This is a genomic window from Burkholderia sp. HMSC10F09, assembly GCF_001806955.1.
GTDB lineage: Bacteria > Pseudomonadota > Gammaproteobacteria > Burkholderiales > Burkholderiaceae > Burkholderia > Burkholderia multivorans.
Genome location: NZ_KV786701.1, coordinates 1 through 13,397, shown reverse-complemented (window position 1 = coordinate 13,397; position 13,397 = coordinate 1). Strand labels below are relative to the sequence as shown.

The following is a 13,397-nucleotide window of genomic DNA, read 5'->3' as shown; positions in this document are numbered from 1 at the left end:
TTGCCGTGCGGCGTCAGATCGCACGAGAAGCTCTGCGCGTCGTCGCGCAGCGCCTCGACCGCCGCGAACTTCAGCACGTCGGCGACGCGGCCGATCTCGTAGCGCGAGTCCTGCTTCGACAGGCCCGACTCCAGCGTGATCAGATCGGACGCCTCTTCCGCACGTTCGCGCAGCAGCGCGGCCGCCCGCTCGAGAATCTGCGAGCGTTCGTAGCGCGTGAGCGTCGGTCGGTAAGCGACGGCATAGTCGAACGCGGCGCGCACGTCGTCGACGCTCGCGAGCGGCGCGGTGCCGACGCGCGTGCCGGTATACGGGTCCATCACGTCGAACGTGCGCTCACGCGGCGCGCGCGTGCCGCACCAGCGCAGCGCCTCGGCGCGAAACGCGGGGTGGTCCTGTCGCGGATGGGCCATCATCGCGCGACCCGGTTCAGCACGAAATCGAACACGTCGAAATTTCGCGGACGGCGCTCGACGTCGCGCCGCACGATCCGACGGTTGAACAGCAGCGGCACTTCCTGCTCCGACACACCGCCGTGCGAACGCAGCGGCACGGTCAGCCCCGACAGGTCGTGGTCGCGCTCGCGCGTGCCGAGCGTCGTGTCGCGGCGCGCGATCACGACGAGGTCGCCGATCCGGTCGGCCGGCAGCGAGAAGCGTGCGGCGGCTTCCGCGTTGTCGAGCACGCATTCGACGCCGTCCAGGCCGCCGACACGCCACATCGCGTCGGTGCGATCGATGGCGGGCGCCAGATAGACGGTCGCGAACGAGCCAAGCGCGCCGTGATGCACGACATACGGATCGGTGATCGGCAGGATCACGCGTGCGGCACGCGCGCCGAACCAGCCGTCGAGCGCATCCTGCAGATAAACGACGTTCGGCCGGCCCGTCGCCGGATCGTGCTTCGCGTTCATCCCGTGATCGGCCGTGACGCCGATTGCCCAGCCGAGCGCGTCGAGTTGCGCGAGATAGCGGTCGGTCATTGCATAGAACGCATTCGCAGCGGCACTGCCGGGCGCGCACTTGTGCTGCACGTAGTCGGTCGTCGACAGATACATCAGATCGATCTGGCGCGTCTGCGCGAGCCGCACGCCGGCGGCGAACACGAATTCCGACAGTGCGGCGCTATAGACGTCCGGCGACGGCAGCCCGACCCAATCGAGCACGTCCGCGATGCCGTTTTCCGCGAGATTCGCCTGCGCGGCCTTCTCCGCCGAAAAACACACGCCGTTCAGCTGCCAGCCGAGCAGCCGGCGCAGCTTGTCCTTCGCGGTGACGACGGCCACGCGCGCACCGGCGTCCGATGCGGCCGCGAGCAGCGTGCCCGCGCGCAGATAGGCGGGATCGTTCATCATGACCTCGGCGCCGCGCCCGCCGTCGGCGTCCGGATCCCAGAAATAGTTGCCGCAGATCCCGTGTACCGACGGCGGCACGCCGCAGACGATCGATACGTTGTTCGGGTTCGTGAAGGTCGGCACGACGCAGTCGGCGCGCCATGCGCTGCCTTCGGCGATCATCCGGCCGATGAACGGCGCAACGCCGGCGTCCACCGCGCGCACCAGATCGTCGTACCCGCAGCCGTCGATGCAGACGACTGCCGTCGGCTCGGACGGCAGGCGGTAGCGGCGGCCGTTGACGTCGACGAACCGACCGGCGAGATCCGCCGGCGCGCCGCACCCGGCGGGCGCCGCACCCGGCGCGCGCAACGCGAACGCGGCGTTCATGCGGCGCTCCGCGTGCCGCGCGGTACGCGCGCGGCGATCAGCAGCAGCGCCGCGAGCGACGCGCCGAGCATCAGCAGCGACAGCGCCGACGCAGGCAGGTAATAGCCGCGCTCGACCTGACCGATCACGACGATCGGCACGGTCGCGAAGCCGGGCGGATAGACGGTCAGCGTCGCACCGAGCTCGCCGAGCGACAGCGCGAAGCCGAGCGCGAGGCTTGCGCGCAGCGCCGGCACGAGCTGCGGCAGCAGCACGCGGCGCAGCACCATCGCGGGCGGTGCGCCGAGACTGGCGGCGGCTTCGCGCAGCACCGTCAGCTCCGGACGCAGCGCCGCAGCCGCGCAGCGATAACAGAACGGCAGAATCAGCGCGAGCTGCACCAGCACGACGATCGCCGCCGAGCTCGACAGATCGACGGGCTTCTGGTGATACGCGATCAGCACCGCGAGCCCGAGCACGACGCTCGGTACGCCGTTCGGCACCATCACGAGCGCATCGACGACCGCGCCGATCCCGCGCCGGTCGCGCCCTTCCAGCGCGAGCGCGAGCCACAGCCCGAGCAGCGTGCCGAGCGCCGCTACGCCGAAGCCGATCTCGAGACTCGTCAGCAGCGCGTCGTATTCCGGCGATCCGAGCCGCGCGAACCAGCGCAGGCTGTAGCCGGCCGGCAGGATCGTGCCGGACCACTGGGTCGCCACGCTCGACAGCGCGACGACGATCACCGGCAGCACGAACAGCCAGAAGCAGGCGAATGCAGCGAGCGCGAGCGCGGCGCGCGCCGCATGTTTGAGCAGCGCATCGCCCCAGTCGGCGCGGCGCCGCGGCACCGCGTGCGCGACGTGGATTTCAGCGGACATCGTTTCCTCCCGTCGCACGACGGTTCACGCGGCGATAGACGGCATAGAGCGCAAGCGACAACGCAAGCATCGCGACCGCGCCGGCCGAGGCGGTCGGCAGGTCGAGATCGACGGTCGCGCTGCTGTAGATTGCGACCGGCAGCGTGACGAGCCTTGCGCTGCCGAGCACGAGCAGAATCCCGAATTCGTTCAGCGTCAGCAGGAAGCACAGCACGGTGCCGGCCGCGATGCCGGGCCACGCGATCGGCAGCACGACGCGGCGCGCGAGCATCCAGCCGGACGCGCCGAGGCTGCGCGCCGCTTCGATCAGCCGCAGGTCGAGCGTCGCGAACGACGCGAGCGTCGGACGTACCACGAACGGCGTATAGAACACCGTCTGCGCGAGGATCACGCCGCCGATGCCGAACAGGAAATCGAGCGGCGGCGCCTCGAGATGGAACAGCTGCTGCAGCGCGATGCTGACCGAGCCCTGCGAGCCGTACAGGAAGATCAGCGTGAACGCGACGAGGAACGACGGGAACGCGACATAGAGCTCCAGGAATCGCGTCACGAGTGCCGCGCCGGGGAACGGCCTGAAAAACAGCAGCGCGGCCAGCATCACGCCGAGCAGCGATGCGGTGCCGGCGCTCGCGAACAGCACGCCGAGCGTCGTCAGCAGCACCTGGCGCGTGTCGGGGTTGCCGAAGAAAGTCCGGTACGCGGCGAAACTCAGCCCGTGATCGCCGGACAGGCTCAGCAGCACGAGCCGCACCAGCGGATAGACGACGAGCGGGCCGAGCACGACGATCGCAAGCGCGAGCAAATGGAAATCGGCGATGCGCTTGCGGCGCTTCGCCGCGGCGGCGTGCGCGGCGGCCGACGCGCGCACTTGCGGCGGCAGGCCGGCTTCAGGGGTCGATAAGGACGACATCGTCTGCCTCGCAATGCAGGGAAACGCGCGCGCCGCGCGTCGGCGCCGCCGCACGGCCGCGTTGCATCGTCACGCGCACCGGTTCGTCCGGCGCGGCGTCGAGCACGACCGCGATCGACAGGTCCGCGCCCTGCCATTCGACCGACGCCACGGTGCCGTGCAGCCCACCCGCGGCAAGCGGCATCACGGTCAGGCGCTCGGGCCGTACGCAGGCGACCTTGTCGCGCACGTCGTGGCGCGCATCGCCGAGCGGGAAAATCACGTGCGGCGGCAGCAGGTTCGCCGGGCCGAGATAGCGCGCGACGTAGCCGTCGTTCGGCGCGTCGTACAGCTGTTGCGGCGTGCCGAGCTGGGCGATGCGTCCGTCGCGCAGCAGCAGCGCGCGATCGGACAGCACGAGCGCATCGTCGCGGTCGTGCGTCACGCAAACGACGGTCAGATTCGGCAGCCGCTCGTGCAGCGCCTTCAGTTCGCTGCGCACCGACGCGCGCAGGTTCGCATCGAGTGCGGACAGCGGCTCGTCGAGCAGCAGCACGTCGGGCTCGATCACGAGCGCGCGGGCCAGCGCGACGCGCTGCTGCATCCCGCCCGACAGCTGCGCCGGCAGATGATGGCCGGCATCGCCGAGCTGCACGAGCTTCAGCGCGTCGGCGACGCGCCGCGTGACCTCGGGCGACGCCATCCGGCGCGCGCGCAGCCCGAATGCGACGTTCTCGAACACCGACAGGTGCGGAAACAGCGCGTAATTCTGGAACAGCAGACCGAGATTGCGCTTGTGCGGCGGCGCATCGGTCAGATCGCGGCCGGCAACGGTCAACGTGCCGGTCAGGCCGTCGGCCTTCACGAACCCGGCGATGAAGCGCAGCAGCGTCGTCTTGCCGCAGCCGCTCTTGCCGAGCACGGTCAGAAATTCGCCGGCGCCGATCGACAGCGACAGATCCTCGAGCACCGTGCGCGCGCCGTAGCGCACGCTCAGATGCTCGATCTGCACGCCGCCCGGCGCGCCGGACCGCAGCGTCGTGCGCGGCTCGGCGGCGCCGAATGCGCCGGGATGGGTCAGGGCGGTATCCACCAGGGTCATCCTCTTGCTCACGGGAACGGGCAGCGCGCGCCGCTCACTTCGGCTTCACGACGTCGAGCGGCTTGCCCGAGCTGCCGATCACGTCCTTCTTCCAGCGCTCGAGCCATACCGGCTTCTTCGCCATCACCTGGTTCCAGTCGACCGGAATCAGCTTGACGCCCGCAATCGCCTTTTTCACCGCCTCGCCGTTCTTGCCGGTCAGCGGCACGTCGGTGCGGCCCGGAATGCCGTACATGTCCGGCACCTTCGATTGCACGTCGGTCGACATCAGATAGTCGATCAGCTTCTTGCCGGCGTCCTGGTTCGGGCCGCCCTTGATCAGACCGATGCCGTACGGCAGCTGGAACGTCGTGGGCTGGTCGCCCTCCTTCGCCGCGAGAAAGATCGGCTTGACCGACAGCGCGCCGTGCTCGGCGTCGTCGAGATCCATCTGCAGATCGCCGTTCGCGACCGCGATTTCGTTGCGCGACAGCAGCACGTTCAGGTAGCCCGTGCCCTTCGTGTGGAACTTCACGCTCTGCGACAGCTTCGCGAGATAGTCGAACGCCTTGTCCTCGCCCATCAGCGACGTCGTCAGGATCAGCACCGCCATCCCGTCGCCGGCCGTCGCGGGGTTCGAGTACGCGACCTTGCCCGCGTAGCTCGGCGACAGCAGATCGGCGAACGTCTTCGGCTGGCTCTTCACGACCTCCGGGTTGATCGCGAACGAGAAGTAGTTGTTCACGAACGTCGCCCACGTGCCGTCCTCGGCTTTCGCGATCGCCGGCACGTTCTTGTAGTTCACGCTCTGGTATGCCTGCAGCAGCCCCATCTGGCCCGCCTGCTGGATGAACGGCGGCAGCGTGACGATCACGTCGGCCTTCGGCGAATTCTTCTCGATGTTCGCGCGGTTCACGACCTCGCCGCTGCCGGCCGTCACGATGTTCACGCGCACGCCTTCCTTCTTCTCGAAGGCAGGAAGCACGTCGCGATACAGGTTCTCGAGGCCGTCGGCCGTATACAGCACGACCGCGCTCGCCGCATGCGCGGGCAGCGCCGCGCCTTGCAGCAGGCCCGCCGCGCACGCGGCCAGCGCCAGCTTGCGGAACGCGCCGGCAGCGGCGCGCGTGGAATTCTGCAGTGTCATCTCACTTCTCCGTAGGCGGTACACCAAACGGCCGGGGCACGTCCGGCTCTGCTCTGCGCGCCGGCCGCGCGCCATGCGGCGGTTCCGGCCCGAGCGGTTGTCGATCGGGGGCGAGCCGGCCGATCGGCCCGCGTCGCCGCCGCGCACGGCGCTCGTGCGCGGCACCCGAAGGATCACAGCGTTCGATGACAAACCCGTGACGTGCGCCACAATTTCCACAAAATGACACATTTTGCCAATATCCTGCAAGTCGCTCAGAAATGCCGCCCGGCGTTTCGTCCGATCCTTGCTGGAGAAAACCATGTCCGATCCGATCCTGCTGACGCCTGGCCCGCTCACGACGTCCGCCACAACTCGCCACGCAATGCAACATGACTGGGGCTCGTGGGATGCCGCGTTCAACCGGCTGACGGCGAGCGTCTGCGCGGACCTCGTCCAGATCGCGCACGGCGCGGACGAATACGTCTGCGTCCCGATACAGGGCAGCGGCACGTTCGCGGTCGAGGCCGCGCTCGGCACGCTCGTGCCGCGCGACGGCGTCGTGCTGGTGCCCGAAAACGGCGCGTACTGCACGCGCATTGTGACGATCCTGGAACGACTGGGCGTCGCCGCGATCGCGCTGCCGTTCGGCGAGGATGCGGCGGTCGACCCGGCCGCGGTCGACGCGGCGCTCGCGCGCGAGCCGCGCATCACGCACGTCGCCCTCGTGCATCTGGAAACGAGCGCCGGCATCCTGAACCCGCTCGACGCGATCGCCGCCGTGTGCCGGCGGCACGGCAAGCGGCTGATCGTCGACGCGATGAGTTCGTTCGGCGCACTGCCGATCGCGCTTGCGGGCAGCGGCATCGACGCCCTGATCTCGGCCAGCGGCAAATGCCTCGAAGGCGTGCCCGGCATGGGATTCGCGATCGTGCGGCGCGGCACGCTCGACGCGTGCGCCGGCAACGCGCGCTCGCTCGCGCTGGATCTGCACGATCAGTACGCGTATCTGCGGAGGACCGGCCAGTGGCGCTTCACGCCGCCGACGCACGTGGTCGCCGCGCTGCGTGCCGCACTCGATCAGTATCGGGCGGAAGGCGGCCAGCCGGCGCGCGGCGCGCGCTACCGCGAGAACTGCCGCACGCTGATCGAATCGATGCGAGCGCTCGGCTTCGTGCCGTTTCTCGATGCAGGCATTCAGGCGCCCGTGATCGTCACGTTCCATGCACCGGCCGATCACGCGTATGCGTTCCGCCCGTTCTACGATGCCGTACGCGATGCGGGTTTCATCCTCTATCCGGGCAAGCTCACGCGCGTCGAGACGTTCCGCGTCGGCTGCATCGGTGCGATCGACGCCGCCGATATCCGCCGCGCCGTGGCCGCGATCGCGCATGCGATCGAGTCGCTCGGCATCGCGCTGCAACCGGCGTGAAGATATAAAAAAGCCCGGCGGCCTGGGAGGCCGCCGGGCGAATGCACGACTGCTGCGTGGAGCCGGTGCTTAGAGTTCGATCCGTTTGATGTCGCCGACGACGAAGATGTACGACAGCGCGCCGATCAGCGCGATCGCGCCAATGAACACGAGCGCGCCGACGAACGAGCCGGTCGAGGCGACGATGAAGCCCACGACGAGCGGCGTGACGATGCCTGCCAGGTTCGCCGCGAGGTTGAAGATGCCGCCCGTCACGCCGAGCAGGCCGTCCGGCGCGATGTCGGACACGAGCGTCCAGCCGAGCGCGGCCATCCCCTGCGCGAAGAACGCGACCGACATGATGGCGATCACGGCCTCGTTGCTCTGCACGTAGTTCGCGAGAATGATCGTCGATGCGAGCAGCAGGCCGGCGATGATCGGCAGCTTGCGCGCGAGGTTCGCGGACTTGCCGCGACGCAGGAGCCAGTCGGAGAAGATCCCGCCGAACATCACGCCGACCGATGCGGCGATGAACGGCATCACCGCGAAGAAGCCGATCTTCAGCCAGCCCATATGGCGCTCGGTCGCAAGATAGGTCGGGAACCAGGTCAGGAAGAACACGAGCGTCGAGTTGCCGGCGAACTGGCCGAGGCAGATGCCCGCGAGCTGGCGCTTCTTGAGCAGCCGGCCGGCCATCGACCAGCTGAACGCCTTCTGCGCCGGCTTGTCGTTCTTGCGCACGCCGTGCACGAGACCGCCGCCGGCTTCGATATAGGCGAGCTCCGCGGCGTTCGCGCCCGGATGATTGCGCGGCTCGTGATAGAACTTCCACCAGACGAGCCCGAACAGGATGCCGGCCGCACCGACGACCCAGAACAGCGAACGCCAGCCGAACGCGCCCATCAGCGCGAACAGCACGGGGCTGAAGAACGCGAGGCCGATGTATTCGCCGACCGTGTAAGTGCCGGTCGCCATCGCGCGCTCGTTCTGCGGGAACCACGTCGCGACCACGCGGCTGTTGGTCGGAAAGCACGGCGCCTCGCTGAGGCCGAGGCCGAGCCGGCATGCGAGCAGCGTCGCGACGCCCGGCACGAAGCCCTGCAGGAACGTGCAGAGCGACCACAGCGTCATCGACCAGTAATAGGTGACCTTGCTGCCGAACCGGTCGAGAACGAGACCGCCCGGCACCTGCGCGACCACGTACGTCCACGAGAACGCCGAGAACATGATGCCCATCACTGCCGCGTTGATGCCGAGTTCCTTCGTCAGCTGCGGCGCCGCCACGCCGAGCACGGTGCGGTCGAGATAGTTGATCATCGTGCCGATCGCGAGCAGCGCGAGGATCTTGTAGCGCGCCGACGTGCGCCGGGCCGCGCCGGCGGCGGCCTGCGCCGGCGCGGCGCTCGTACGGGTGGGGTGCTGCATGGTCGTCTCCTGGTCTCTCTTTATGTCGATGGGTCAGCGCGCGACGAGCGACTGAAAGTGCTCGAACATCCGCTCGGCGTCGGGCGTGCGTCCGGTGAAGAGTTCGAACGCATCGACCGCCTGGTAGACGGCCATGCCGCCGCCGGGCAGCGTCGCGCAGCCCGCCGCGCGTGCCGCGCGAATCAGTTCGGTTTCGAGCGGGAAATACACGATGTCGGCCACCCACATGCCGGCGTGCAGCAGTTCGGCGGGCAGCGGCAGGCCGGGATGCTTGATCATGCCGGTCGGCGTCGCGTGGATCAGGCCGGTCGCCGCACGCATCGCGGCCGCCAGCGCATCGCCGGACGGCGTGCCGCCCGCCGTAACGCGCGCAACCGGAAAACGCTGCTGCAGTTCGCCGGCGAGCGACGCGGCACGCGTGGGGTCGACGTCGAACAACGTCAGTTCGGCCGCGCCCATCTGCAGCGCCGCATGCGCGACGGCCGCGCCCGCGCCGCCCGCGCCGAGCTGCACGACGCGCTCGAGGGACGCGCCCGGCAGCCCGCGCCGGAACGACTTCGCGAAACCGGACCAGTCGGTGTTGTGGCCGATCCGGCGGCCGTCGCGGAACAGCACCGTGTTGACCGCGCCGAGCGCACGCGCATCGTCGGACAGTTCGTCGAGGTGCTCGATCACGCGCTGCTTGCACGGATGCGTAATGTTCAGGCCGTCGTATCCCATGCGCTGCGCGGCATCGAGCAGCGCGGGCAGCGCGTCGACGCTCAGCCCGAGCGCGTCGAGATCGATACGTCGGTACACGTAGCCGAAACCCTGCCGGAATCCTTCTTCTTCATGCATCGCGGGCGACAGCGATCCGCCGATGCCCTGGCCGATCAGGCCGATCAGAAACGACGGACGATTCATCGCGCGGCTCCCCGCGCAAGAAGCGTCGCCATGCGCTGCAGCGCGAAGATGTAGCCGTCGGTGCCGCAGCCGCAGATCACGGCTTCGGCGAGCGCCGCCACGTACGAATGGTGACGGAATGCCTCGCGGCGGTGCACGTTCGAAATATGCACCTCGATCACGGGCTTCGCGATCGCGGACAGCGCATCGGCCAGCGCGACCGACGTATGCGTATAGGCGGCCGGGTTGATCACGATGCCGTGCGTGTCGTGGCGCGCGGCATGCAGCCAGTCGATCAGCTCGTGTTCGGCGTTCGACTGACGGAACTCGAGATCGAGCCCGAGCGACTCGGCCTCGGCGCGGCAGCGCTGCTCGACGTCGGCCAGCGTTTCGGCGCCGTAGATATGGGGTTCGCGGGTGCCCAGCAGATTGAGGTTCGGCCCGTTCAGCACCAGGACCTTGTGCTTGCTCATCAGGATTCTGCTCCAAAAATCGGGGCGGACCGTTGCGGCGACCGCCCCGCGACATCGAGAATGGACGCTAGTGTGCGCCCGCACATGCCGGTTGTCTTTTCGGGTTTTCGCTTATTTGTACCATCTAGTTAGTTTGTATAATTCGCTACACTCCCCCAGTAAACTCGGGATATGGCGCGCGCGGCGAATTCAACGACTGGTTCATTCAGGGTCGGTTCGGGCGCCGCCGCCCGTTCTCCGCAGGATCCGCCCATGCAGCGCTCGATCGCCACTGTTTCCCTGTCCGGCACGCTCGCCGAAAAGCTCGCCGCCATTCAGGCCGCGGGCTTCGACGGCGTCGAAATCTTCGAGAACGATCTCGTCTACTTCGACGGATCGCCGGCCGACGTCCGGCGCATGGCGGCCGATCTCGGCCTCGACATCGTGCTGTTCCAGCCGTTTCGGGATTTCGAGGGCGTGAGCGCCGCGCAGCTCGCGCGCAATCTCGACCGCGTGCGACGCAAGTTCGACGTGATGCATGCGCTCGGCACCGACCGCATTCTCGTCTGCAGCAACGTGTCGCCCGACACCATCGCCGACGACGCGCTGCTCGTCGACCAGCTCGGCGCGCTCGCGGAAGCCGCGCGCGAAGCGGGCGTCGTCGTCGCATACGAGGCGCTGGCGTGGGGCCGCGTCGTGAAGCGCTACGGGCATGCGTGGCAGCTCGTGAACGCCGTGAACAGCCCGCACCTCGGCCTCGCGCTCGACAGCTTTCACACGCTGTCGCTCGACGATTCGCCCGATGCGATCGCCGACATTCCCGGCGAGCGCATCGCGTTCGTGCAGATCGCCGACGCGCCGAAGCTCGCGATGGACGTGCTCGAATGGAGCCGCCATTACCGCTCGTTCCCCGGCCAGGGCGACTTCGACCTCGCGCGCTTCACCGCGCGCGTGATCGAATCGGGCTATACGGGGCCGCTGTCGCTCGAGATCTTCAACGACGGCTTTCGCGCGGCGCCGACCGCGATCACGGCCGCCGACGGCCATCGCTCGCTGCTGTATCTGGAAGAGCTCACGCGTGCGCAGCTCGCCGCCGACGGCCGCTCGCCCGCGGCCGATCAGCCGCTGTTCGCGCCGCCGGCGCCGCCCGCGCACGTCGGATTCCAGTTCATCGAATTCGCGGTCGACGCGCAGGCGGCGGCGACCGTCGGCGACTGGCTGCGCCGGATGCGCTTCCGGCTCGCCGGCCGCCACCGCTCGAAGGACGTCACGCTATTTCAGCACGGCGCCGCGTCGATCGTGCTGAACGCCGAGCGCGACTCGTTCGCCGATGCGTTCTTCCAGCAGCACGGGCTGTCGCTCTGCGCGTCGGCGTTCCGCGTCGACGATGCGAAAGTCGCGTTCGAACGCGCGGCGGGCTTCGGATATGCGCCGTTTTCCGGCCGCGTCGGGCCGAACGAGCGCGTGTTGCCGAGCGTGAAGGCGCCGGACGGCAGCCTCGACTATTTCGTCGACGAAGCGCCGAACGGGCCGACGCTGTACGAATCCGATTTCGTGCTGACCGACATCGACGGCCCGACCGAGGTCGGCCCGCTGACCGGCATCGACCATGTCTGTCTCGCGCTGCCGGCCGACGCGCTCGACACGTGGATCCTGTTCTTCAAGACCGCGTTCGGGTTCGAGGCCGAGCGGAGCTGGCTCGTGCCCGACCCGTACGGGCTCGTGCGCAGCCGCGCGGTGCGCAGCGCCGACGGCTCGGTGCGGATCGCGCTGAACGCGTCGGTCGACCGGCACACGGCCGTCGCCGAATCGCTGAACCGCTACCACGGGACCGGGCTGAACCACGTCGCGTTCCGCACCGACGACATCGTGAAGGCGATCGCGGCGTTCGCCGCCGGTGGCGTGTCGTTCCTGCGCATTCCGGCCAATTACTACGACGATCTCGCGGCGCGCTACGGATTGTCGGACGAGATGATCGACACGCTGAGCACGCACCATCTGCTCTACGACCGCGACGAACGGGGCGGCGAATTCCTGCACGCGTATACGGAGCTGGTCGACAACCGCTTTTCGTTCGAGCTCGTCGAGCGCCGCGGCGGATACGACGGTTACGGCGCCGCGAATGCGGCCGTGCGGCTCGCCGCGCAGGCGCAGCGGCGCAAGTAGCGCGCGGCATCGCACCGCGCATCGGGCCCGGCGGCGTTACATGCGGTAACGCGATGCTGGCGCGATCGCACGTCGCGTGGTGCCGTTTTAAGAATCGCTTAAGTCTCGGCCGGCACCATCCGCATCCAGCCCTGAAGAATTTCTCAAAAAAGGAGGACAGCGATGAGCGCCGTAGAAGCACCCGCGGGCCGCCCGGCCGCGCCCCCTGCCAAGAAGACGATGCTGCGCCGCCTGCTCAGCCATCACGAAATCGCGACGCTGCTCGTGCTGCTGCACGCGCCGATCGGCGCGAACGCGAAACCGGAATTGCCCGCGCTGCAGGAAGCGGGCCTCGTCGAGATGGTCAAGCTCGACGCCGATGCCGCGCCGAGCTTCCGCCTGACGAAAGACGGCACGGCCGTCCTCAAGGGGCTCGGCTACCGCTGAGCCGCCGCCTCTGCCGCGCCGCCGCGCGCGCTCCGTTCCCCTGCCCGATCCTGCAGCATCATCCGGTACTCCGTCGGCGTCACGCCGACGGTCGCCTTGAACTGGCGCGTAAACGCGCTGTGATCCGTATACCCGCATAACGCTGCGACGTCGGTCACCTTGTCGTGGGTGACCAGCAGCGCCGTGGCCGCATCGAGACGTGTCTTCAACAGCACCTGACGCGGCGTCAGGTGAAACACCTTGTGGAAATAGCGCTCGAGCTGCGCGACCGACATCCCCGCCATCTGCGCGAGCTGCTTCAGGTTCAGCGGCTGCACGTAGTGATCCTGGATGTGCTGGACGACGTCCGCGAGCTTGCTGTACGCCGGATGCGAACCTTCGTGCGCCTTCAGGTCGCGCGAAATGCCGGCGAGCCCGACGACCTTGCCCGACGCATCGCGCAGCGGCTCCTTGCAGGTCAGGCACCAGCCGGGCTGACGCCCCGGATACAGATGCAGCTCGAGCTGATCGGTCAACTGCTGGCCCGCGTTGATCGTCGCCATGTCCTGCTCGAAATAGCTGCGCCCGAAACGGCGCGGAAAGACTTCGTCGGTCGTCTTGCCGAGCAGGTCGCGCTTGTCCTTGTAGCCGCAGCGCAGCGCCAGCGTGCGATTGACGAGCGCGTAGCGGCCGTTGGCGTCCTTCACGAAGAACGCGACGTCGGGCAGCGCGTCGAACACCGGCTCGAGCAGGCGAAAGTGCGCGAGCATCGCGCCGAGATCGGCGTTGTCGGTCCGATACCGCAACGTATCGGACAGGCTGTGAGGCGGTACGGCAAGCGTGGGCGTCATCCCGGCATCCGTGAAACAAGTAGGCGATGGCGACGATTATAGAAGTGCGCGCGTAATGCATCGCGAGCCGACGGCGCGCGCGTGCGCACATCGTGGCGCGCGACGGTCGGCGCGGGCAGCCGCGCGCGG

13 protein-coding genes are annotated in these 13,397 nt (G+C 68.5%); 3 read left to right on the top strand and 10 right to left on the bottom strand.

The features are described from left to right. From HMPREF3115_RS32420 to phnS, 6 genes are all read right to left on the bottom strand, one after another. The coding region (locus HMPREF3115_RS32420) for an aldehyde dehydrogenase family protein (protein WP_256276198.1) at positions 1-416 on the bottom strand (416 nt) is incomplete at its 3' end. After that, the gene (gene phnA, locus HMPREF3115_RS13650) at positions 413-1,723 is read right to left on the bottom strand and encodes a phosphonoacetate hydrolase (RefSeq protein ID WP_070554754.1); all 1,311 of its coding nucleotides are present in this window, start codon (positions 1,721-1,723) and stop codon (positions 413-415) included. The genes HMPREF3115_RS32420 and phnA, both read right to left, overlap by 4 nt. Next, positions 1,720-2,580, bottom strand: a complete 861-nt coding sequence (phnV, locus tag HMPREF3115_RS13645) for a 2-aminoethylphosphonate ABC transport system, membrane component PhnV (RefSeq protein ID WP_070554752.1) — start codon at positions 2,578-2,580, stop codon at positions 1,720-1,722. The genes phnA and phnV overlap by 4 nt, the downstream gene beginning before the upstream one ends. After that, positions 2,570-3,490: a 2-aminoethylphosphonate ABC transporter permease subunit gene (gene phnU / locus HMPREF3115_RS13640; protein ID WP_006406895.1), complete on the bottom strand. Its 921-nt coding sequence runs from the start codon at positions 3,488-3,490 to the stop codon at positions 2,570-2,572. Before phnU ends, phnV begins: the two co-directional genes overlap by 11 nt. After that, entirely contained in the window at positions 3,468-4,571 is a 1,104-nt protein-coding gene (gene phnT / locus HMPREF3115_RS13635; RefSeq protein WP_070554750.1) for a 2-aminoethylphosphonate ABC transport system ATP-binding subunit PhnT, read from the bottom strand. The genes phnU and phnT overlap by 23 nt, the downstream gene beginning before the upstream one ends. 34 nt (positions 4,572-4,605) lie before the next feature. Beyond that, on the bottom strand, positions 4,606-5,697 hold the full coding sequence (gene phnS, locus HMPREF3115_RS13630; RefSeq protein WP_059937137.1) for a 2-aminoethylphosphonate ABC transporter substrate-binding protein: 1,092 nt from the start codon (positions 5,695-5,697) through the stop codon (positions 4,606-4,608). A gap of 301 nt (positions 5,698-5,998) precedes the next feature. Between phnS and HMPREF3115_RS13625 the strand changes: the two genes are divergently transcribed. Further along, complete coding sequence (locus HMPREF3115_RS13625; RefSeq protein WP_070554748.1) at positions 5,999-7,108, top strand: 2-aminoethylphosphonate--pyruvate transaminase; 1,110 nt, start codon at positions 5,999-6,001, stop codon at positions 7,106-7,108. A gap of 69 nt (positions 7,109-7,177) precedes the next feature. On the opposite strand, the gene HMPREF3115_RS13620 is transcribed toward HMPREF3115_RS13625, so the two are convergent. The 3 genes from HMPREF3115_RS13620 to aroQ are packed head-to-tail and all read right to left on the bottom strand — an operon-like array spanning position 7,178 to position 9,867. After that, positions 7,178-8,512: an MFS transporter gene (locus HMPREF3115_RS13620; RefSeq protein WP_053298194.1), complete on the bottom strand. Its 1,335-nt coding sequence runs from the start codon at positions 8,510-8,512 to the stop codon at positions 7,178-7,180. A 33-nt stretch (positions 8,513-8,545) separates the two neighbouring features. After that, entirely contained in the window at positions 8,546-9,415 is an 870-nt protein-coding gene (locus HMPREF3115_RS13615; protein WP_006406889.1) for a shikimate dehydrogenase, read from the bottom strand. Continuing rightward, positions 9,412-9,867 (bottom strand): type II 3-dehydroquinate dehydratase, encoded by a 456-nt coding sequence (gene aroQ, locus HMPREF3115_RS13610; RefSeq protein ID WP_006406888.1) that lies wholly within the window; start codon positions 9,865-9,867, stop codon positions 9,412-9,414. The genes HMPREF3115_RS13615 and aroQ overlap by 4 nt, the downstream gene beginning before the upstream one ends. A gap of 252 nt (positions 9,868-10,119) precedes the next feature. Between aroQ and HMPREF3115_RS13605 the strand changes: the two genes are divergently transcribed. Beyond that, positions 10,120-12,012, top strand: a complete 1,893-nt coding sequence (locus HMPREF3115_RS13605; RefSeq protein ID WP_070554746.1) for a bifunctional sugar phosphate isomerase/epimerase/4-hydroxyphenylpyruvate dioxygenase family protein — start codon at positions 10,120-10,122, stop codon at positions 12,010-12,012. A gap of 162 nt (positions 12,013-12,174) precedes the next feature. Next, positions 12,175-12,438 (top strand): hypothetical protein, encoded by a 264-nt coding sequence (locus HMPREF3115_RS13600; RefSeq protein WP_006397215.1) that lies wholly within the window; start codon positions 12,175-12,177, stop codon positions 12,436-12,438. On the opposite strand, the gene HMPREF3115_RS13595 is transcribed toward HMPREF3115_RS13600, so the two are convergent. Beyond that, the gene (locus HMPREF3115_RS13595) at positions 12,429-13,268 is read right to left on the bottom strand and encodes an AraC family transcriptional regulator (protein WP_006406885.1); all 840 of its coding nucleotides are present in this window, start codon (positions 13,266-13,268) and stop codon (positions 12,429-12,431) included. The two genes, HMPREF3115_RS13600 and HMPREF3115_RS13595, sit on opposite strands and share 10 nt — an antisense overlap. Positions 13,269-13,397 lie beyond the last annotated feature (129 nt).

Excerpts from the sequence above, each read along its gene's own strand:
- HMPREF3115_RS13615 (WP_006406889.1), bottom strand. The coding sequence starts at position 9,415 with ATGAATCGTCCGTCGTTTCTGATCGGCCTGATCGGCCAGGGCATCGGC.
- HMPREF3115_RS13595 (WP_006406885.1), bottom strand. The coding sequence starts at position 13,268 with ATGACGCCCACGCTTGCCGTACCGCCTCACAGCCTGTCCGATACGTTG.
- phnT (WP_070554750.1), bottom strand. The coding sequence starts at position 4,571 with ATGACCCTGGTGGATACCGCCCTGACCCATCCCGGCGCATTCGGCGCC.
- HMPREF3115_RS13625 (WP_070554748.1), top strand. The coding sequence starts at position 5,999 with ATGTCCGATCCGATCCTGCTGACGCCTGGCCCGCTCACGACGTCCGCC.
- HMPREF3115_RS13605 (WP_070554746.1), top strand. The coding sequence starts at position 10,120 with ATGCAGCGCTCGATCGCCACTGTTTCCCTGTCCGGCACGCTCGCCGAA.
- phnA (WP_070554754.1), bottom strand. The coding sequence starts at position 1,723 with ATGAACGCCGCGTTCGCGTTGCGCGCGCCGGGTGCGGCGCCCGCCGGG.
- phnS (WP_059937137.1), bottom strand. The coding sequence starts at position 5,697 with ATGACACTGCAGAATTCCACGCGCGCCGCTGCCGGCGCGTTCCGCAAG.
- aroQ (WP_006406888.1), bottom strand. The coding sequence starts at position 9,867 with ATGAGCAAGCACAAGGTCCTGGTGCTGAACGGGCCGAACCTCAATCTG.
- HMPREF3115_RS13620 (WP_053298194.1), bottom strand. The coding sequence starts at position 8,512 with ATGCAGCACCCCACCCGTACGAGCGCCGCGCCGGCGCAGGCCGCCGCC.
- HMPREF3115_RS13600 (WP_006397215.1), top strand. The coding sequence starts at position 12,175 with ATGAGCGCCGTAGAAGCACCCGCGGGCCGCCCGGCCGCGCCCCCTGCC.
- phnU (WP_006406895.1), bottom strand. The coding sequence starts at position 3,490 with ATGTCGTCCTTATCGACCCCTGAAGCCGGCCTGCCGCCGCAAGTGCGC.
- phnV (WP_070554752.1), bottom strand. The coding sequence starts at position 2,580 with ATGTCCGCTGAAATCCACGTCGCGCACGCGGTGCCGCGGCGCCGCGCC.